Origin of the sequence: Mycobacterium sp., from assembly GCF_044223235.1 — a bacterium.
Lineage (GTDB): Bacteria > Actinomycetota > Actinomycetes > Mycobacteriales > Mycobacteriaceae > Mycobacterium.
On record NZ_JBGAME010000001.1, the window covers coordinates 595395 to 615973 of the forward strand.

Here is a 20579-nt window from a genome sequence, read left to right on the forward strand (position 1 = left end):
GCGTAACCCCCGGGTTAACCAGTAAAGGAGAAAGCTCAGTGGCAGAAAAGACCGCTGATGACATCATGAAGCTGATCAAGGACAAGGAAGTCGAGTACGTCGACATCCGGTTCTGCGATCTGCCCGGTGTCGTTCAGCACTTCTCGATCCCCGCCTCCGCGTTCGACGAGAGCGTGTTCGAAGACGGGCTGGCGTTCGACGGGTCGTCCGTCCGCGGCTTCCAGTCGATCCACGAGTCGGACATGATGCTGTTGCCCGACCCCGAGACCGCCCGCATCGATCCTTTCCGCGCGGCGAAGACGCTGAACCTGAGCTTCTTCGTGCACGACCCGTTCACCCGCGAGGCCTACTCGCGCGATCCGCGCAACGTCGCCCGCAAGGCGGAGAACTACCTGACCAGCACCGGGATCGCCGACACCTGCTTCTTCGGTGCCGAAGCCGAGTTCTACATCTTCGACTCGGTGGCCTTCGACTCCAAGATGAACGGCACCTTCTACGAGGTCGATTCCGAGTCGGGCTGGTGGAACTCCGGTGAGCCCACCGAATTCGACGGTAGCCCCAACCTGGGCTACAAGGTGCGCCCGAAGGGCGGCTACTTCCCCGTCGCGCCCTACGACCACTACGTCGACCTGCGTGACGAGATGGCCACCAACCTGCAGAACGCCGGTTTCACCCTCGAGCGTGGCCACCACGAGGTCGGCACCGCCGGCCAGGCCGAGATCAACTACAAGTTCAACACGCTGCTGCACGCGGCCGACGACGTGCTGCTGTTCAAGTACATCATCAAGAACACCGCGTGGCAGAACGGCAAGACCGTCACCTTCATGCCCAAGCCACTGTTCGGTGACAACGGTTCGGGTATGCACGCCCACCAGTCGCTGTGGAAAGACGGTAAGCCGCTCTTCCACGACGAGTCGGGTTACGCCGGACTGTCGGATCTGGCTCGCCACTACATCGGCGGCATCCTGCACCACGCGCCGAGCCTGCTGGCGTTCACCAACCCGACGGTGAACTCCTACAAACGCCTGGTGCCGGGCTACGAAGCCCCGATCAACCTGGTGTACAGCCAGCGCAATCGGAGTGCGTGCGTGCGTATCCCGATCACGGGCAACAACCCGAAGGCCAAGCGCCTGGAGTTCCGCTGCCCCGACAGCTCGGGCAACCCGTACCTGGCGTTCGCGGCCATGCTGATGGCCGGCATCGACGGCATCAAGAAGAAGATCGAGCCGTTGGCGCCGGTCGACAAGGACCTCTACGAGCTGCCGCCCGACGAGGCCGCCAACATTCCGCAGGCGCCGACCTCGCTGGCCGCGGTGATCGACAAGCTCGAAGAGGACCACGAGTACCTCACCGAGGGCGGCGTGTTCACCGAGGACCTCATCGAGACCTACGTCGCCTACAAGCGGGAGAACGAGATCCTGCCGATCCAGATCCGTCCTCACCCGTACGAGTTCTCGCTCTACTACGACGTCTAGGCCGGCTCGCCGGCACGACGTATAGGCCGGCACGACCGGCTCGAGGCTCCAAGAGGCCGGGCGGCGTTCGTGCCGCCCGGCCTTTTGCATGAGCCGAGAATGGACGCATGCGGGTGCTGGTGCAGCGGGTGACGTCGGCGAGTGTGTCGGTGGACGGCAGGGTCGTCGGTTCGATCAGCCCGGCGCCCCAGGGCCTGCTGGCCCTCGTCGGCGTCACGCACACCGACGACCCGGGCACCGCGCGCAGGATGGCCGAGAAGCTTTGGCAGCTGCGGATTCTCGACGACGAGCGGTCGGCCTCCGACGTGGGCGCGCCCATCCTGGTGGTCAGCCAGTTCACGCTGTACGCCAACACCGAGAAGGGCCGGCGGCCGTCGTGGAACGCGGCCGCCCCCCGACCCGTCGCCGAGCCGCTGATCGCCGCGTTCGAGGACGCGCTGCGCGCGCTGGGCGCCGAGGTGGCCGGGGGTGAATTCGGTGCGGATATGGCCGTCACGCTGACCAACGACGGCCCGGTCACCGTACTGCTGGAGTTGTGATCGGGGGCCGCATCCGCTCGGCGAGGGGATGTGGCGTTCGCCGCACCGCCGAACCAAGGCTATCCGGACTGCGGTCCGAATAGTATGGTCGGGTCATGACGACGAAATTCGAATCCGTGCTCGGCGGCGTAACGCCGCTGGTCCTGAGTGTGTTCCGCGTCGTGTTCGGCTTGCTGTTCGCCGTTCACGGCGCCGCGAAACTGTTCGCGTGGCCCGTCGATACCGGCAACGGACGGGTCCCGGTCGGCACCTGGCCCTTTTGGTGGGCGGGCGTGATCGAGGTGGTGCTCGGCGTGCTGATCATTCTCGGGCTGTTCACCCGAATCGCGGCGTTCATCGCCTCGGGCGAGATGGCGGTGGCCTACTTCTGGCAGCACTCCCCGAAGAGCCTGCATCCGCTGGCGAACGGCGGCGAGCCGGCGGTGCTGTTCTGCTTCGGCTTCCTGCTGCTCGCCGTCGCCGGTGGTGGCGCCGTCGCAGTCGACACACTTCGCCGCCGCCGCTCGGCAGGCACCCCCGGCCCCGCCGCACCGGTGGCGACATGACGGCCCTGACCGATAGACGCTCGTCGGCCGCGCTGGCCGTGTTCCGGATCGTGTTCGGTCTGCTGTTCACCGTCCACGGAACGGTGAAGCTCTTCGCCTGGCCGGTCGACATGGGCGGGGCGGTCCCCGTCGGGGCCTGGCCCGCCTGGTGGGCCGGGCTGATCGAGGTCGTCACCGGGCTGCTCATCACGTTCGGGCTGCTCACCCGCATCTCCGCGTTCGTCGCCTCGGGCGCTATGGCGGTCGCGTACTTCTGGAAACACCAGCCGCAGGGGCTGCATCCGCTGGAGAACAACGGTGAATCCGCGGTGCTGTTCTGCTTCGCGTTCCTCCTGCTCGCGTTCACCGGCGCGGGCGCGTTCGCACTCGACGCAAAGCGCCGCCGAACGAGGACCTGAATGACGACCTGACGGACTGCGCAGGGTGTTCGGTCAGGCGCCGAACACCTTGCGCACCACGGCCTTCGCACGGCGGGTCACCCTCAGGTAGTTGTCGAGGAACTCACCGCCGTCGTCGCTGCCCCACCCGGCGGCCAGCGCCACCGCGTTGAGCTGGCGGCCGGGACCGGGCAGCTGGTCGGTGGGTTTGCCGCGCACCAGCACCAGCGCGTTGCGTGCCCGCGTCGCGGTCAGCCAGGCCTGCCGCAGCAGGTCGACGTCGCTTTCGGCGATCAACTCGGCCGCGCCGATCGCGTTCAGCGACTCCAGCGTCGACGTGTTGTGCAACGCCGGAACCTTGTGCGCGTACCGCAGCTGCAGCAGCTGCACCGTCCATTCGATGTCGGCCAGCCCGCCACGGCCCAGCTTGGTGTGGGTGTTCGGATCGGCTCCGCGCGGTAGCCGTTCCGCATCCACCCGCGCCTTGATGCGCCTGATCTCCTGCACCGCCTCCGGCGAGACACCACCGGACGGGTAACGGGTCTTGTCGATCATCAGCAGGAAGCGGTGGCCGAGGTCGAGGTCGCCCGCGACGCGGTGGGCCCGCAGCAACGCCTGGATCTCCCACGGCTGCGCCCACTGCGCGTAGTACGCCTCGTAGGACGCCAAGGTGCGGACCAGCGGGCCGCTGCGTCCCTCCGGCCGCAAACCCGCGTCGACCTCAAGCGGCGGATCGGCGCTCGGCGTGCCCAGCCGGGCACGCACCTGCTCGGCGACGGTGACGGACCAGCGCACGGCGGCCGTCTCCTGCGCGCCGTCGACGGGCTCACAGACGAACATCACGTCGGCGTCGGACCCGTAGCCGAGTTCGCCCCCGCCGAGGCGGCCCATCCCGATCACCGCGATCCGCGCCGGGACCCCGCCGTCTGGGGTGTTGGCGCGGATCACCGCGTCCAGCGCTGCCTGCAGCACGGCCACCCACACCGAGGTGAGCGCCCGGCACACGTCGGTCACCTGGAGCATGCCTAGGAGATCGGCCGACGCGATGCGCGCCAGTTCGCGGCGCCGCAACGTCCGTGCCGCCGCGATGGCCCTGGCCGGATCGTGGTGGCGTCCAGCCGAGGCCACCAACGCGCGGGCCACCCCGTCGTGCTCGACCTCGAGCAGTTTTGGTCCGGCAGGCCCGTCCGCGTACTGCTGGATCACCTCGGGCGCACGCATCAGCAGTTCGGGAACGTAGGCGGAGGTGCCGAGCACGCGCATCAGCCGCTTGGCGACCGCACCTTCGTCGCGCAGCGTCGACAGGAACCAACGCTGCTCGGTAAGCGCTTCGCTGATGCGCCGGTAGGCGAGCAGACCGGCGTCGGGGTCGGGCGTATCGGACAACCAGTCCAGCAGGGTCGGAAGGAGCACCTGCTGCACCCGCCCGCGCCGGCCGCCGTGGCCGGTCAGCGCCGCCAGATGCGCGAGCGCGCTCTGCGGGCCCTCGTAGCCCAGCGCGGCAAGCTGACGTGCGGCCGCCTTGGCGCTCATCCCCGCGCCGAAGCCCAGCGCGGGCTGTCCCACCGATTCGAGCAGCGGCTGATAGAACAGCTTCGCGTGCAGCCGCGACACCCGCAGGCTTTGCCGTTTGAGCTCCTCACGCAGCACACCCAGCGCACCGTGTCGCCCGTCGGGGCGCACGTGCGCCGCTCGCGCCAGCCACCGCATCGCCTCGTCGTCGTCGGGTTCGGGCAGCATGTGGGTGCGTTTGAGGCGTTGCAGCTGCAGCCGGTGTTCGAGCAGCCGCAGGAACTCATAGGACGCCGTCATGTTCGCGGCGTCATCGCGGCCGACGTAGCCGCCCGTCCCGAGTGCGGCGAGCGCGTCCACGGTGGACGCCACGTGCAGCGACTCGTCGTTTCGGCCGTGCACGAGCTGTAGCAGCTGCACGGCGAACTCGACGTCGCGCAAGCCGCCGGTGCCCAGTTTGAGTTCACGGGCGCGCACGGCGGCGGGTACCAGTTCCTCCACGCGCCTGCGCATCGCCTGCACCTCGGGCACGAAGTCCTCGCGTTCGCACGCCGTCCACACCATCGGCATCACGGCGGCGATGTATTGCTCGCCGAGCTCTTTGTCCCCGACCGCCCACCGCGCCTTCATCAGCGCCTGGAACTCCCAGGTCTTGGCCCACCGCTCGTAGTAGGTGACGTGGGATTCCAGGGTGCGCACCAGCGCACCGTGTCTGCCCTCGGGCCGCAGAGCCGCGTCGACCTCGAAGAATGCGTCCGCGGCGAACCGCATCATCTCGCCCGCCACCCGGGTGGCGATCGCGTCGGCGTTCTCCGCGACGAAGATGACGTCGACGTCGCTGACGTAGTTCAGTTCCCGCGCACCGCATTTGCCCATAGCGATCACGGCGAGCCGGGGTGCAGGACCGTCACCGCAGACGGTCTTCGTCGCGACGGTGAGCGCCGCGCCCAGTGCGGCGTCGGCCAGATCGGACAGGTGGGCGCCCACGGTCGGGAACTGCACCACCGGTTCGTTTTCCACCGTCGGGGCGAGGTCGAGCGCGGCGAGCACCATGAGCCGATCCCGGTGCAGCTTGCGCAGACTCGGCAGCGCCGACTTCGCATCGGCGGCCTTCTCGGAGACCTGCGTGAACACCTCCCGAAGGTGCTCGGCTGTGGGTAGGTCGGCCTCACCCGCCAGCAGGTGCCAGGAATCCGGATGGGCCACCAGGTGATCGCCGAGTGCCAGCGACGAGCCGACGACGCTGAACAGCCTGCCCCGCAGCGCCCGGTCCTTGAGCAGGGCCAGGTTCAGTTCGTCCCAGCCGCCCGCGAGCGCGTCGGCCAATCGCACCATGGTGCGCAGCGCGACGTCGGCGTCGGGCGCCCGCGACAGCGACCAGAGCAGCTCGACGTGCGCCTCGGAATTCCAGCCCAGGCGTTCCAGATCGGCGGGGGCAGACGCATCGACCAGCCCGAGCCGGCCCACACTGGGCAGCTTGGGCCGTTCGGTCGCCGGTTTCGCCACGACCACGACGGTAGCGCACCGGACCGACGCGACGGTTCACCCCGACCGCCCGACGCCGTGTCAGAGCGACAGGTAGTTCTTGAGCTCGAACGGCGTGACGTGGCTGCGGTAGTTCTCCCACTCGGTGCGCTTGTTGCGCAGGAAGAAGTCGAACACGTGCTCCCCCAACGCTTCCGCGACCAACTCGGACGCCTCCATCGCCTCCAGGGCGGCGCCGAGACTGGGGGGCAGGGCGCGGTAGCCCATCGCGGTGCGTTCGTCGGCCGTCAGGCTCCAGACGTCATCCTCGGCCTGCGGCCCGAGCACGTACCCCTTCTCCACACCGCGCAGACCCGCCGCAAGCAGGACCGCGAACGCCAGGTAGGGGTTGCATGCCGAGTCGGGGCTGCGCACCTCGATGCGCCGTGACGACGCCTTGCGCGGGGTGTACATCGGCACCCTCACCAGCGCCGAACGGTTCGCCGCACCCCACGACGCCGCCGTCGGCGCCTCACCGCCGTGAACCAGACGCTTGTAGCTGTTCACCCACTGGTTGGTGACGGCGGTGATCTCGTTGGCATGTTCGAGAATGCCCGCGATGAACGACTTTCCGACATCGGAGAGCTGAAGTGGATCCTCGGCGCTGTGGAAGGCGTTGGTCTCGCCCTCGAACAGGCTCAAATGGGTGTGCATTGCCGAGCCGGGATGCTCGGCGAACGGTTTGGGCATGAACGACGCGCGCACCCCGTCGCCCAGCGCGACCTCCTTGACCACGTAGCGGAACGTCATCACGTTGTCGGCCATGGAAAGGGCGTCGGCGTAGCGCAGGTCGATCTCCTGCTGGCCCGGGCCGCCTTCATGGTGGCTGAACTCCACCGAGATGCCCATCTGCTCCAGGGCATCGATGGCGTGCCGCCGGAAGTTCGGCGCCGCGTCGTGGACGGCCTGGTCGAAGTAGCCGCCGTTGTCGGCGGGAATCGGCGGGGTGCCGTCGTCCGGGCCGGGATGCAGCAGGAAGAACTCGATCTCGGGATGCACGTAGCAGGAGAAGCCCAGGTCACTGGCCTTGGCCAGCTGGCGGCGCAGCACGTGGCGCGAGTCGGCCCACGACGGGGAGCCGTCGGGCATCGTGATGTCGCAGAACATCCGCGCCGAATGATGCTGGCCCCCACTGGTGGTCCACGGCAGCACCTGGAACGTCGACGGATCGGGGCGCGCCACGGTGTCGGATTCCGACACCCGCGCGAAGCCTTCGATGGAGGAACCATCGAAGCCGATGCCCTCCTCGAACGCCCCTTCCAGCTCGGCGGGCGCGATGGCGACCGACTTGAGGAATCCGAGCACGTCGGTGAACCACAATCGGACGAAGCGGATATCCCGTTCCTCCAGAGTGCGCAGCACGAACTCCTTCTGGCGATCCATGACCGCAGCGTAGGTTCCGGCTGTTAATTCCATGTTACGTCCCTGGTCCCGTTTGATTCCTGATTAGCCAGGAGCCGGGGTTATTCGCAGAGCACACCGGCGGACGGGACGCGCAGGTCGATGAGATACGCCAGCACGGTCGTGTCGACGCACGCGTCGCCGTTGAACACCACGGTGTGCTGGCTGCCGTGGAAGGTGATCAGCGGCGCCTGCAGCTGCCCGGCCAGGTCCACACCCGACTGGTACGGCGTGGCCGGGTCGTCGGTCGTCGCCACCACCACGACCTTGCCCGGCCCCGGTGACAAGATCGGGTGCGGAACCGGCGTCGGCGGCACCGGCCACAGGGCGCAGGTGTCGCGCGGCGCGTAACCGGTGAACTGTCCATAGGAGAAGGCAGGCGCGACCTCGCGCAGCTGGCGATCCGCCTCGACCCACGCCGCGGGATCGGTCGGGAACACCGAATCCACACACCGCACCACGGTGGCCGCATCCTCCTGGTTGGTGTAGTGCCCCTGCGCGTCGCGGTGCAGGTACCGGTCGGCCAGCGCCAGCAGGTCACCGGCGTCGGTGCCGCGTTGCAGGCCGAGCAGCCCGCTCGTCAGGTAGGGCCAGTAGCGCGGGCCGTACAGCGCGCTGCCGGTGCCGGTGATGGCGTCGGGGTAGCTCAGGCCGCGCGGATCGGCGGTGTAGGCGGGACGCGTCACCAGCGGGTCCACCAGCTGGTGGTAACGGTTGACGAACCCGGCGGGATCGGTGCCCAGCGGGCAGCCCGCCGACTGCGCACACTGGGCCGCGAATTCGTCGAAAGCCTTTTGGAATCCGCCGTTCTGGCGGACCAGTTTGGCGATGGGCTCCTGGGCCGGGTCGACGGGACCGTCGAGCACCATGGCGCGGATCCGATCTCCGTAGAACTGCGCGTAGGTGGCGCCGAGCAGGGTGCCGTAGGAGAACCCGAGGTAGTTGATCTGCTCGTCGCCCAGCGCGGCGCGCACCGCATCCATGTCATGTGCGGTGGCCACGGTGCCCGCGTTGGCGAGGAACTGCGCACCCATCCGGTTCATGCACAGCTGCGCGAACTGCCGGTGCAGATCCTCGATCCGCGCGACGCCGGCGGGGCTGTAGTCGACGGCAGGCACCCGCCGGAACGCGTCGAACTCCGCGTCGGTGCGGCAGCGCAGTTCCGGGGTGGAGTGCCCGATCCCGCGCGGGTCGAAGCCCACCAGGTCGAACCGGCGCAGCAGGTCCGTATCGGCCAGCGCCGCGCCCATGCCTGCGACGGTGTCCACCGCCGAGGCGCCCGGGCCGCCGGGATTGACCATCAGCGCCCCGATGCGCTCACCGGACGCCGGAATCTTGATCACCGCCAATTGGGCTTGCGGCCCTTGGGGATTCGGGTCGTTCCAGTCGACGGGCACCGGCACGGCAGCGCACTGCGCGGTCGGGATGCCCGCGGTGTCGCCGATCCAGTTCTCACACCCCGTCCACACCGGCGGCGATGGGTGAACCTGGGTCGGCTCGCCCTCGGGGGTCGCCGACGCCGAGGGCGCGACGGGCACCACGACGACGCCGATCGCGAGCGCGGTGACGGTGACCGTTCGCGCACCCCAACCGGTCAGCCTCCCCACCCGCCACATGGCAGCCATGGTCGCATGCCCGCCGCACGGCGGTGCGCAGCCCGGCGGCGACGGTGACGGGTCAGCAACCGAACGGTGATGCGCCGGTGACCCGGCGCGAACCGGCGGCCGCCCTGTGTCCGCGGGTCAGCAATGGGTCCCCGACGGTGGAACGGTCACGTCGATCACGTATTTCGCGGCGATATCGTCGACACAGGCGTTGCCCTGGAACACCACCGTGTGCTGGGTGCCGTCGAACGTGACCAGCGTTCCGCCCAGCTGGCGCGCGAGGTCGACTCCTGCCTGATACGGCGTCGCGGGATCGTTCGTGGTCGACACGACCAGGATCGGGGGCAGCCCCTCGACCGAGATCTCGTGCGGGGTGCTGGTGGGAGGCACCGGCCAGAACGCGCAGGTGTCCAGCGGCGCGTGCCCGGTGAACTCGCCGTAGCTCATGAACGGCGCGGCCTCACGCAGCCGGCGATCCTTCTCGACGGCCTGCGCCCGGTCGCTGACCGCGGGCTTGTCGACGCAATTGACCGCGATGCGCACGTCGGTGGAGTTGTTGTAACGGCCGTTGGCGTCACGGCCCATATACATGTCGGCCAACAGCAGCATGGTGTCGCCGCGGCCCTGCTTGAGTTCGGTGAGCCCCTGGGTGAGGTGCGGCCACAGGCTCGGTGAGTACAGCGTGAGGATCGTCCCGATGATCGCGTCGCTGTAGCTCAGGCCCCGCGGGTCGTTGGTCTTGCCGGGATTCTTCACCAATGGTTCGACCAGGCTGCGGAACTCGTCGACGGCCTTGGCGGGGTCGGTGCCCAGCGGGCAGTCCGGACCACGGGCGCAGTCGGCGGCGTAGTCGTCGAAGGCCTGCTGGAAGGCGGCGGCCTGACGGACGTCGGCCTCCATGGGGTCCATGTTGGGGTCGATCGCGCCGTCGAGGACCATCGCGCGCACGTTCTGGGGGAACTGCTCGGCGTACATCGCGCCGATGCGGGTGCCGTACGAGTACCCGAGGTAGGTCAGCTTGTCGTCGCCGAGCGCGGCCCGCAGCGCGTCGAGATCCCTGACCACGCTGGCCGTTCCGATGTTGGCGAGGAACTCCGGACCCATCTTGTCCAGGCAGCGCTGGACGAATTCCTTGATCTCCCCCTCGATGTGGGCGACACCTTCCGGGGTGAACTCGACCTCGGGTTCGGCCCGCAGGCGGTCGTTGTCGGCGTCGGAGTTGCACCACAGCGGCGGCACCGACGACGAAACCCCGCGCGGGTCGAAGCCCACCACGTCGAAGCGTTCGCGCACCGACTGCGGTATGGACGCCAGCAGCGACGCCGCGCCCTGGACCCCGGACTCCCCCGGACCGCCCGGGTTGATCACCAGTGAGCCGATCCGCTCGCCGCTGGCCTTGAACCGGATCAGCGCGATGCGGGCGACCTCACCGTCGGACTTCTCGTAATCCACCGGCACCGACAGCATGGCGCATTCGGCGCCGGGCGGGATACGCGTCTCGTCGGACGGGGCGGCTTGGCACGACGTCCACTGCAGCGGCGTGCCCGGCCTCGGTACGGCGATGACGGCCCGTCCCTCGACCATCCGGCCGCACCCCGCGATGAGCAGCGCCGCGGCGGCAACCAGTGCCGCGAACTTGACGGCGCCGCACCTGAGGTTCATGGCACCACATGCTGCCATGGGCCCGCGTCGACGCTGGCAATGCGTGCGGCGGGCCGTCAGGCGGCGGCGAGCAACTCCTGCAGGGCGACGGTGAAGTCGTCGGCCAGATCCCACAGATCGGGCAGCAGTTCGGGGCACGACACGATGCCGACGTCGAGCTTGCCGGTCAGCGACATCACCGTGATGTTCAGGCCAGAGCCGTGGAAGATCGGCCCGAGCGGGTACATCGCGTTCACCTTCGAGCCGAGGAAGTACAGCGGCACCTGGGGACCGGGCACGTTGGACACGACCAGGTTGTGCACCGGTTTGGCGCCGCCGAGCCTGCTGGCCGCGTAGACGCGCATCGCGATCCCGAACACCGCGGGCGCGGCGAACTGCGTCCAATCCTGCAGCAGCGTCGCACCGATCGCCGAACTATGTTGCTTGGCAACCGAATTCGCTTCCGAGATGGACTTCAGCCGCTCGACCGGGTCGGCGATGTCGGTTTCCAGCCGGGAGAACAGCGCCGACACCTGATTGCGGCCGGGCCGGTCGGACGTCTCGTGCACCGACACCGGGATCATCGCCACCAGCGAGTTGTCGGGCAGTTCGTCGCGATCGAGCAGGAACTTGCGCAGCACCCCCGACACCAGGGCCATGACGACGTCGTTGACCTTGACACCGAAGTGGTCCTTGACCTTCTTGATGTCGTCGAGGTCGAGCTGGACGAAGGCCAGGTTGCGGTGTCCGGTGACGTTTTTGTTGAAGGGGGTATGGGGTGCGGCGAACGGCCGCGCCATTGTCAGCCCGGCCCGGGCGCGCCTGGCCGTGTCGATCACCGAGGATACCGTCACCGGCATGACGCTGGCCATTCTCAGTGGCCAGGTCATGAACCTGGCGGCACCGCCGATCGCGATCTGCAGCGCGTTTCCGCCGCCGACGCCGTCGACGGGAGCGGGCGCCGGCGCGTCGGGTTCGGTGCTGCACAGTTGCGACATCAGGTTGGCTCCGGTGACGCCGTCGACGGCGGCGTGGTGGACCTTGGTCATCACCGCAAGCCGGCCGCCCTGGTGGGCATCGGTGCCCGCAACGTTCTCGATGATCCACATCTCCCACAGCGGGCGGCTGCGGTCCAGGGGCAGCGAGGCGATGTGCCCGCAGATCTCGGCGAGCTCCCGCCGGCCCCCTGGTGCGGGCAAGCCGATCCGGTGCAGGTGGCGGTCGACGTCAAAGTCGTTGTCCTCCACCCACACCGGATGATCGAGGTTGAATCTGGTGTTGGCCAGCTTCTCGCGGAACTCGGGCATCGCCTTGATCCGCAGCGTCAGCTCGTCGCGGATCCGGTCGAAGGTGTACCCGCCGGGCATGCTCGAGGTGTCCAGTTCGAGGATCGAGCAGACGTGTAGCGGCTGGGCCGCGGTCTCGAGGTAGAGGAACGATGCGTCGAGTCCGCTGAGCCGTTGCATGCGCCGATCGTAGGACGCCCCGACATCCAAGACATCAATGTGAGCAAATCCACTGACCGCGGCGTACACGTCGATCGGTGAGGATGGCAGACTATGAGATTGTCAGACGACCCGGGGACCCGGTAGGGCCTCGAGGATCGACCAGACCATCGCATCAGGGGACAATGATGTCTGAGCAGACTGTCTACGGCGCTGCCGACGCGGCAAGGCCGCGCACAAAGATCCGCACCACCCACCTTCAGAAGTGGAAGGCCGAGGGGCACAAGTGGGCCATGCTCACCGCCTACGACTACTCCACCGCGCGCGTGTTCGACGACGCGCAGATCCCCGTCCTGCTGGTTGGGGATTCCGCCGCCAACGTGGTGTACGGCTACGACACCACCGTGCCGATCACCATCGATGAGCTGATTCCGCTGGTACGCGGCGTGGTGCGGGGTGCCCCGCATGCGCTGGTGGTCGCCGACCTGCCGTTCGGCAGTTACGAGTCGGGCCCGGCGCAGGCATTGGCCACCGCGACGCGCTTTCTCAAGGAGACCGGCGCTCATGCCGTCAAGCTCGAGGGAGGTGAGCGGGTGGCCGCGCAGATCGCCGCCGTGAGCGCGGCGGGCATACCCGTGATGGCCCACATCGGCTTCACCCCGCAGAGCGTCAACAGCCTGGGCGGGTTCCGCGTTCAGGGTCGCGGCGACGCCGCCGATCAGACCATCGCCGACGCCATCGCGGTGGCCGAGGCCGGCGCCTTCTCGGTGGTGATGGAGATGGTGCCCGCCGAGCTGGCCACCCAGATCACCGGCAAGCTGACCATCCCGACGATCGGCATCGGCGCCGGGCCCAACTGCGACGCCCAGGTGCTGGTGTGGCAGGACATGGCCGGCATGACCGACGGCAAGATCGCCAGGTTCGTCAAGCGCTTCGGCGATGTGGGTGCCGAATTGCGACGCGCGGCAACGCAATACGCCGATGAGGTAGCCGCCGGGGTGTTCCCCGACGACTCCCACAGCTTCTGAGCCGGGTTCAGTACTTTCCGGCCAGGTACTCCGCGCGGCAGGCCCGCCGGGCCAGCTTGCCGCTCGTGGTGCGTGGAATGGCTCCCGCCGCAACGAGTTTGACGTCGCTTGCGGACAGCGCGTGGTGGCGCGAGACGGCCGCGTGGATGGCCTCGCGCACCGGCTGGCCGTCGGCGCGGCCGGCACCGGGTGCGCGTTCGGCGACGATGACGAGTCGCTCCCCTATCCGAATCGCTCCTCGCGTGCGCGCTGGCGCGCCGTCTGTGCCGTCGGGGTCCGTCGGCACCGAGAACGCCGCGACGAACCCCGGGCGCACCGCGGAGGCGGCTTCGGCCACGGTGGCCTCGATGTCCTGGGGGTAGTGGTTGCGGCCGTCGACGATGACGAGGTCCTTGATCCGGCCGGTGATGTACAGCTCGCCGTCGAGGTAGACGCCCAGGTCCCCGGTGCGCAGCCAGAATCCGCCGAAGGGCGCGCCCTCGGCATGGCTGCCGCGGTCCAGCCTGGACTGCAACTTGTTGTGGAAGGTCACATCGGTTTCCCTCCGCCTGCCCCAGTAGCCGCGGCCGATGTTGTCGCCGTGCAGCCAGATCTCACCGACCCTGCCGTCGGGCAGTTCGGCCTCGGCGTCGGGGTCGACGATCACCGCCCATTGGCTGCAGGCCACCCGCCCGCAGGACACCTGCGCGACGGCGCCGGGTGCGGTGGGCGCCACCGTCACCGCCTCGCCCGCGCCGAGCCGTTCGCGGTCGACGTAGACCGCGGCCGGTTGGGCGCCCGGGGTGATGGTGGACACGAACAGCGTGGCCTCGGCCATCCCGTAGGACGGCCGCACGGCGGTGGCGGGCAGCCCGTAGGGCGCGAACGCGGTGGTGAACTTCTCGATCGAGGCGAGGTTGACGGGTTCTGACCCGTTGATGAGGCCGGCGACGTTGCCGAGGTCGAGCGGCTCGCCGGGTTTCGGCAAACCCCGCTGGGCGGCCAGTTCGAACGCGAAATTGGGTGCGGCCGCGAACGTCCGGCCGTGGCGAGATTCGTCGGCCAGCGCCCTGATCCAGCGGTGCGGCCTGCGGACGAACGCCAGCGGGGACATCAGTGTGAGCTGCGCGCCGAATAGGGCCGGATACATGATCATCAGCAGACCCATGTCGTGATAGAGCGGAAGCCAGCTGACGCTGCGGACATTGGCATCCAGTCCGACCGACATGATCATCTGCAGCACGTTGGTGCACACCGAGCGGTGGGTGATCTCCACCCCGGCAGGCGTTCTGGTGGAGCCCGACGTGTATTGCAGGTAGGCGACGTCGTCGGTGTCCGCCGGGTGCGGCACGAACGTCCGCCCCACCGGGTCGGGCACGGCGTCGATGGCGATCATCCTGGGTCTGCGCGAGCGCGGCATGGTGCGCAGGAAGGCGCCCACCGACTCGGCGGCCGCCGATGTCGTCAGTACCACCGACGGGTCGGCGTCGGAGAGCACCGCCTCGAGCCGCTCGGTGTGACCGGGCAGTTCGGGCGCGAACAGCGGCACTGCGATGGCACCCGCGTGGATGGCGGCGAAGAAGCCGACGACGTAGTCGATGCCCTGTGGGGCGAGGATCGCCACCCTGTCCCCCGCTTGGCAGACCTGTTGAAGGCGGGCGCCGACGGCGCGCAGCCGCGCGCCGAGCCGCGCCCAGGACAGCTCGACGGGCGTCCCGTCGTTGGCGTAGTCCAGGTAGCGGTAGGCGGTCGCCTCGCCGAGGGCGGCGACGTTGCGCTCCAGGTACGACGTCAGCGTGACGCCCGCGGGCAGGGCGATGTGTCCGTCGGCGTCGAGGTGATCGTCGAGCTTTTCCTGAAAGAGTCCGGAAACAACATCCATAGAACCAACTCTAAGAGCAATTCTTAGAGTCCTGACAATTCGCCGGGCCGTTTGACGATCTCGATTCGGCATCAGTCCGAGAACGCCGGGTTGTTAACCTTGGTGTGGCAGTGTGTGCACCGCTTCTTCACCATCGTGGCTGCCATCGAAGGGACACTTCCTAAACCATGGCGAAATCCGCCAACCAGGCAAAATCGCGGTATCTGGAGGTCGAACGCAAGTTCGATGTCGTCGCGGACACCGTCTCCCCGTCGTTCGCCGGCCTCACGACCGTCGCCAGGGTGGAGCGGTCCCTGACACAGCAGCTCGACGCCGTCTACTACGACACACCGGCGCGCGAACTGGCCGCGCACCGGATGACTCTTCGCCGCCGTACCGGCGGCCCGGACGAGGGCTGGCACCTGAAGCTGCCCGCGGGCCCGGACTCCCGCACAGAGGTGCGCGAACCGCTCGGCGACCCGGACGGTGCCGACGCGGTGCCCGACGCGTTGCGCGACATCGTGCTCGCGATCGTGCGCGACCATCCCCTCGAGCCGGTCGCCCGGATCAGCACCCGGCGCACCGTCGACCTGCTCTACGGCCACGACGGTGCGCCGCTGGCCGAGTTCTGCGACGACGACGTGACGGCATCGGCTTCCGGGCACGAGGCCGAGGTACAGCGGTGGCGGGAATGGGAACTCGAACTCGCCGAGGGGGCGCCGCGCGAGACGCTGGACCGGCTCACCAACCGGCTGCTCGACGCCGGCGCCGCGCCCGCCGGGCACGGCTCGAAGCTGGCCCGCGTACTCGACGCCGCCACCGGAGCGCCGCCGACGCCCGCCGAGCCGCCAGCCGATCCCGTGCACCGCGCGGTCGCCGAGCAGGTCGGCGAGTTGGTGGAGTGGGACCGTGCGGTGCGCACCGATACCTACGACTCCGTGCACCAGATGCGGGTGACCACCCGCAAGATCCGCAGCCTGCTGCAGGCCTCGGAGGGCGCCTTCGGCATCACCGACGAGTGGATCCTCGACGAGTTGCGTCAGTTGGCCGCGGTGCTCGGCGTGGCCCGCGACGCCGAGGTGCTCGCCGAACGATACGAGAAGGCGCTCGACGAGTTGCCGAAGGATCTGGTGCGGGGCCCGATCCGCGAACGGCTGGTCGAAGGGGCCAAACACCGCTACACGACGGGGTGGCGGCGTTCTCTGCTGGCGATGCGTTCGCAGCGCTATTTCCGGTTGCTCGACGCACTGGAGACCCTCGCCACGGCGCAGCCGCCCGCCGCTGCCCACGGTGAGGAGCAGGCCCAGTTGACGATCGATTCGGCGTACAAGCGCGTGCGCAAGGCCGCCAAGAAGGCCAGCGACGCCGTGGAGACCGACAAGGACGAGGCGCTGCACCGCATCCGCAAGGGCGCGAAACGCCTCCGCTACACCGCCGCAGCGACGGGTGCGTCCAAGGTGGCGGAGCGCGCCAAGACGATCCAGACGCTGCTCGGTGATCACCAGGACAGCGTGGTCAGCCGGACGCATCTGGTCCACGAAGCCGAGTCGGCGCACGCCGCGGGCGAAGACACCTTTACCTACGGGGTGCTCTACCAGCAGGAGGACGACCTGGCTCAGCGCTCACGCGCGCAGGTCGACGACGCGCTCAGGGAGCTGACGAAGGCCATGCGCAAGGCACGATAGGGGGCGGACGAGCTGGCCTGTAAGCCGGATTCTGTCCCTCGCCGCCATGTCTGGCGACGAGGTGGCGACCATCCATCTGGACACACCGTCACCGGGTGCCTCGAGCGGCCTACCCGCAGGCTCGGGCGAGCAGCCCTCGGGCGCCTGCGCGGCCGCACAACGTGCGGCCTTCTTGGCCTTGCTCCGGGTGGGGTTTGCCTAGCCATCCCGGTCACCCGGGATGCTGGTGCGCTCTTACCGCACCGTTTCACCCTTACCATTCCTGGCGGTCTGTTTTCTGTGGCACTTTCCCGCGAGTCACCTCGGATTGCTGTTAGCAATCACCCTGCTCTATGAAGTCCGGACTTTCCTCCGATCGCTGCCGGCAGGCATCGATCCGCGGCCGCCCGGCCAACTCGTCCGCGCAGATCACCGTACTCTGAATCGCATGCCTCGGGTGCCACCGGCGCGATATTTGTTGCGGGCGAAGGATCTGGTCGACGCGCGCTACGCCGACCCGATCACCGTCGACGACCTCGCCGCCGCGGCTGGGCTGTCGCGGGCACACTTCTCGCGGATGTTCACCCGCACGTTCGGTGAGTCCCCGCATGCCTACCTGCAGTCCCGCCGGCTCGAACGGGCCGCGGCGCTGCTGCGCCAGACCGACCGCTCGGTGGCAGACATCTGCTCGATGGTCGGACTGACCAGTGTCGGGTCGTTCACGTCCAGTTTCGCCCGGGCCTACGGCAAGCCGCCCGCGGCCTACCGGGCGAGCCTGCCGCCCGCCGCTGTCTACGCGCGGGTGCCCAGCTGCATCGTGCGGCGCGATACCCGCCCGCCCGCCGACAGCCGGGTCAAGACAGCACACGGGGAGAAGACACCGCCCGCCACTCGACCGTAGCGTCGTGCACCATGATAAAGATCGCAAGTGCACAACTGTGGGTCCACGACCAGGACGCCGCGCTGAAATTCTGGACCGAGAAGGTGGGAATGGAAGTGCGACAGGATATTTCGATCCCCGAGCTGGGCGGGTTCCGCTGGCTCACGGTCGGGCCGCCCGGCCAGGACGACGTGTCCATCGTGCTGATGGCCGTTCCTGGCCCGCCCGTCATGGATGACGCCACCCAGAACCAGGTGCTCGACGTCGTCGCGAAGGGGTTCGCCGGAACGGTGTTCCTGACCACCGAGGACTGCCACGCCAGCTACCGGGAACTCTCGGCGCGCGGTGTCGAATTCAGCGAACCGCCCTTCGAGCAGCCGTACGGCATCGACTCGGGTTTCCGCGATCCGTCCGGCAACAGCATCCGGCTCACCCAACTGGCCGACCTCAGCGCCTTCACCGGAGGCTAGGGAACCTCGGCTAGGCGGCGTGCCCGGCGATCGCGATCCCGATGCGCGTTTCGAGTGCGCTGATGTCCACGATCAGCGGTCCGGGTAACGGCGGCGCAGTGGAGCGGTAGCGGGCCCCGGTGGGCGTGGTGAATTCAGCGGTGTGACAACCTGTTTCATCGGTGACGGTAGTGACGCGCCAGCCGGGAGCCTGCTTGAGGTAGTTGCACAGCTCGCAAGACCCATCGCCGTTGTGCGCCGCGGTCGGGCCACCGTCGACGAAGGGTTGGGCGTGGTCGATGTGCCGGATGGGAGCGTCGCAGTAAGGCGTGCGGCAGGTGCCACCGTCGCGCAGCGAGATGAAGTCGGCCAGCCCGCGCGGGAAACACCGCGACCGGGATTCCATCGCAACCAACGCCCGCGATGCGGGATGTGCGTACAGTCGGCGCAGGGTGGCCCGCGATCGCTGGTCACCCACCGCGGACGCGACGAGCCCGCGCGCCACCGCCGCGGGGATCGGCCCGTAGCCGGTGATCGTCGCGGCATCCGAGCCATCCCCGAGCAGGGCGTCGTCGGACAGAACCAGGTTTACGGCGATGGGTTCGGGGACGTCGGCGGGTCGGCCGGTGACCCGGTGTACAAGGGTGTCGGCCATGATCTGGCCGCGCGAGCGTCCATCGGAGGTGGTGTCGGCCTGACGTTTGAGCGCCGCGTAGACCGAGACGCCCTGCGTGACGGGCAGTAGCGCGGTGACGTAGGTCATGGTGTCCGGTGCGGGCCGGATCGTCACCGTCCGCTCGCTCACCGCATGCGCGGCACGATCCACCACCGCCTGCGGATCCAGCCGATAGGCGATCGCCTTGGCCGCCGCGGCGATCCCCCCATCCCCCTTACCCTCCAACCCCCCGGGATCAGCACACAACTCCTCATCGAGCCGGCGCCGATCCTCCACGGTCAAACACGCGCTCTCCCGCACGATCAACGTTGCCCGCCACTCCGAGAGCACCCCACCCTCCAGCGCGGCCAGGGTGTGCGGCATCTCGTAGACCAGCGCCTTGGCCAACCCCAGATGACGACCCCCGCGCGCAGGCGCGTCACGCCGTGCCAGCGCCACCTCACCGGCCAACCCCCGGCACCGGCGCGCCGCTGGCACCCCCGCGGCGGCCTCGGACGCCCGCCGGGCGGACTCCAACGCGACCGCACACCGCGCCTGTCCGGCCGCCGCGGCCGACTTGAGCGCCTCGAGCTCGGCGATGCGCGCCACCAGCGCCGACTCGTCAGCCTCGGGATCCACGCTGAGCATGGTATCGAACATACGTTCGAATATAGCTCCACCCACTGACACGGCTCTCACAAACCGCCCGCCGCGACCGTCTACAAGGTGACGAAGGACGACGAGTGATATGACGAGGGAGAGGACATGGCGACACGACACGCGGTGATCGACAGCGCGCTGGGCCCACTCACGGTGGTGGCCGAGGACGGCGCCCTGACCGGTCTGTATTTCCGCCACCATTGGCGCCGCCCGCGGGCCGAGACCTTCGGCAGGCATGCGCACCCCGACGACGAGCTCCTGGCGCACGCACGGACTCAGCTGACCGCCTACCTCGCGGGCGAGGTGCGCGCCTTCGACCTGCCGACCGCGCCGCACGGAGACGCGAGCCAACTGCGGGTGTGGTCGCTGCTCGGTGAGATCGGCTACGGGGACACCGTGACGTACGGGGACCTCGCCACCGCCCTGGGCGACGGATCGACACCGCGCGACGTCGGGCAGGCCGTCGGGCGCAATCCGTTGAGCATCGTCGTTCCGTGTCACCGCGTGCTCGGTAAGAACGACAGGTTGACCGGCTATGCGGGCGGATTCGCCCGCAAGCGGTTCCTGCTCGACCTCGAGGCGTCGCCCGAATCCCGGGCCGCGACACTGTTCTGATGGCGACGGAAACCTGGCGGACGCGGGTCGACGGGGGCGACTGGAACGCCATCACCGCCGAGGTCGATGAGTTCGGCGGCGCGCCGCTGCCCCGGCTGCTCACCGCGGAGCAGGCGAGGGCGATCCGGGATCTCTACGCCGACGAGGGCCGGTTCCGTTCGACCATCGACATGCGCAGGCACCGCTTCGGCGAGGGCGAGTACCGCTACTTCGCCCGGCCTTATCCCGAGCCGATCGACGAGCTCAAGCGCGCGCTGTATCCGCGGTTGCTGCCCATCGCCCGGGACTGGTGGGCCAAACTCGGCCGCCCGGCGCCCTGGCCAGACACCCTCGACGAGTGGCTGGCGATGTGTCACGACGCTGGACAGACCAGATCGACGGCGATCCTGCTGCGCTACGGCCCCGGCGATTGGAACGCCCTGCACCGGGATCTGTACGGCGACTTGGTGTTTCCGCTACAAGTCGTGATCGGGCTGAGCGAGCCCGGCGTCGACCACACCGGCGGTGAATTCCTGATGGTCGAACAGCGCCCACGCGCACAGTCCAGGGGCAGTGCCACAACTCTGCAGATGGGTCACGGCTTCCTGTTCACGACGCGGGACCGCCCGGTGCGCTCGGCCCGGGGCTGGTCAGCCGCACCGGTGCGCCACGGTGTTTCGACGATCCGCTCCGGCCACCGCTACACGCTGGGCCTGGTGTTCCACGACGCGGCGTGATTGGCGGCC

Annotated in this window: 17 protein-coding genes and 1 other RNA gene; 10 read left to right on the forward strand and 8 right to left on the reverse strand. The window is 68.8% G+C overall.

Annotated elements, in window-relative coordinates; translation table 11 throughout:
* The first annotated feature begins 38 nt into the window (after positions 1-38).
* The 4 genes from glnA (at position 39) to ADBZ6K_RS02670 (ending at position 2957) form a co-directional block, all read left to right on the forward strand.
* A complete protein-coding gene (gene glnA / locus ADBZ6K_RS02655; RefSeq protein ID WP_526344249.1) occupies positions 39-1475 on the forward strand; it encodes a type I glutamate--ammonia ligase in 1437 nt (478 codons plus the stop codon).
* 107 nt (positions 1476-1582) lie between these two features.
* Entirely contained in the window at positions 1583-2014 is a 432-nt protein-coding gene (dtd, locus tag ADBZ6K_RS02660) for a D-aminoacyl-tRNA deacylase (RefSeq protein WP_526344250.1), read from the forward strand.
* 95 nt (positions 2015-2109) lie between these two features.
* A complete protein-coding gene (locus ADBZ6K_RS02665; RefSeq protein ID WP_526344251.1) occupies positions 2110-2559 on the forward strand; it encodes a DoxX family protein in 450 nt (149 codons plus the stop codon).
* On the forward strand, positions 2556-2957 hold the full coding sequence (locus ADBZ6K_RS02670) for a DoxX family protein (protein WP_526344252.1): 402 nt from the start codon (positions 2556-2558) through the stop codon (positions 2955-2957). Before ADBZ6K_RS02665 ends, ADBZ6K_RS02670 begins: the two co-directional genes overlap by 4 nt.
* Before the next feature lie 33 nt (positions 2958-2990).
* Here ADBZ6K_RS02670 and ADBZ6K_RS02675 read toward each other — a convergent pair whose 3' ends face one another.
* The 5 genes from ADBZ6K_RS02675 to ADBZ6K_RS02695 all read right to left on the reverse strand — a co-directional run bounded on the left by ADBZ6K_RS02675 (position 2991) and on the right by ADBZ6K_RS02695 (position 12084).
* On the reverse strand, positions 2991-5960 hold the full coding sequence (locus tag ADBZ6K_RS02675) for a bifunctional [glutamine synthetase] adenylyltransferase/[glutamine synthetase]-adenylyl-L-tyrosine phosphorylase (RefSeq protein ID WP_526344253.1): 2970 nt from the start codon (positions 5958-5960) through the stop codon (positions 2991-2993).
* A gap of 54 nt (positions 5961-6014) precedes the next feature.
* On the reverse strand, positions 6015-7355 hold the full coding sequence (locus ADBZ6K_RS02680; RefSeq protein WP_526344254.1) for a glutamine synthetase family protein: 1341 nt from the start codon (positions 7353-7355) through the stop codon (positions 6015-6017).
* 80 nt (positions 7356-7435) lie between these two features.
* Positions 7436-8998 carry an alpha/beta fold hydrolase gene (locus ADBZ6K_RS02685; protein ID WP_526344255.1) on the reverse strand — a complete coding sequence of 521 codons (1563 nt, stop codon included), beginning with the start codon at positions 8996-8998 and terminating at the stop codon, positions 7436-7438.
* Between the two features lie 117 nt (positions 8999-9115).
* On the reverse strand, positions 9116-10639 hold the full coding sequence (locus ADBZ6K_RS02690) for an alpha/beta fold hydrolase (protein WP_526344256.1): 1524 nt from the start codon (positions 10637-10639) through the stop codon (positions 9116-9118).
* 56 nt (positions 10640-10695) lie between these two features.
* Positions 10696-12084: a WS/DGAT/MGAT family O-acyltransferase gene (locus ADBZ6K_RS02695; protein ID WP_526344257.1), complete on the reverse strand. Its 1389-nt coding sequence runs from the start codon at positions 12082-12084 to the stop codon at positions 10696-10698.
* 167 nt (positions 12085-12251) lie between these two features.
* Between ADBZ6K_RS02695 and panB the strand changes: the two genes are divergently transcribed.
* Entirely contained in the window at positions 12252-13091 is an 840-nt protein-coding gene (gene panB, locus ADBZ6K_RS02700) for a 3-methyl-2-oxobutanoate hydroxymethyltransferase (protein ID WP_526344258.1), read from the forward strand.
* A gap of 7 nt (positions 13092-13098) precedes the next feature.
* On the opposite strand, the gene ADBZ6K_RS02705 is transcribed toward panB, so the two are convergent.
* Positions 13099-14952 (reverse strand): fatty acyl-AMP ligase, encoded by a 1854-nt coding sequence (locus ADBZ6K_RS02705; protein ID WP_526344259.1) that lies wholly within the window; start codon positions 14950-14952, stop codon positions 13099-13101.
* A 167-nt stretch (positions 14953-15119) separates the two neighbouring features.
* Here ADBZ6K_RS02705 and ADBZ6K_RS02710 point away from each other — a divergent pair, with 167 nt between their 5' ends.
* Positions 15120-16616: a CYTH and CHAD domain-containing protein gene (locus ADBZ6K_RS02710; RefSeq protein ID WP_526344260.1), complete on the forward strand. Its 1497-nt coding sequence runs from the start codon at positions 15120-15122 to the stop codon at positions 16614-16616.
* A gap of 4 nt (positions 16617-16620) precedes the next feature.
* Here the strand turns inward: ADBZ6K_RS02710 and rnpB are convergent.
* Positions 16621-17014: RNase P RNA component class A (gene rnpB / locus ADBZ6K_RS02715), an RNA gene on the reverse strand.
* A gap of 29 nt (positions 17015-17043) precedes the next feature.
* Here rnpB and ADBZ6K_RS02720 point away from each other — a divergent pair.
* A complete protein-coding gene (locus tag ADBZ6K_RS02720) occupies positions 17044-17496 on the forward strand; it encodes a helix-turn-helix transcriptional regulator (protein ID WP_526344261.1) in 453 nt (150 codons plus the stop codon).
* Positions 17497-17507: 11 nt separating this feature from the next.
* Positions 17508-17945 carry a VOC family protein gene (locus tag ADBZ6K_RS02725; protein ID WP_526344262.1) on the forward strand — a complete coding sequence of 146 codons (438 nt, stop codon included), beginning with the start codon at positions 17508-17510 and terminating at the stop codon, positions 17943-17945.
* 10 nt (positions 17946-17955) lie between these two features.
* Here the strand turns inward: ADBZ6K_RS02725 and ADBZ6K_RS02730 are convergent, their stop codons facing one another.
* Positions 17956-19239 (reverse strand): HNH endonuclease, encoded by a 1284-nt coding sequence (locus ADBZ6K_RS02730; protein WP_526344263.1) that lies wholly within the window; start codon positions 19237-19239, stop codon positions 17956-17958.
* 105 nt (positions 19240-19344) lie between these two features.
* Between ADBZ6K_RS02730 and ADBZ6K_RS02735 the strand changes: the two genes are divergently transcribed.
* Positions 19345-19854: a methylated-DNA--[protein]-cysteine S-methyltransferase gene (locus ADBZ6K_RS02735; protein WP_526344264.1), complete on the forward strand. Its 510-nt coding sequence runs from the start codon at positions 19345-19347 to the stop codon at positions 19852-19854.
* Positions 19854-20570, forward strand: a complete 717-nt coding sequence (locus ADBZ6K_RS02740; protein WP_526344265.1) for a 2OG-Fe(II) oxygenase — start codon at positions 19854-19856, stop codon at positions 20568-20570. Before ADBZ6K_RS02735 ends, ADBZ6K_RS02740 begins: the two co-directional genes overlap by 1 nt.
* Positions 20571-20579 lie beyond the last annotated feature (9 nt).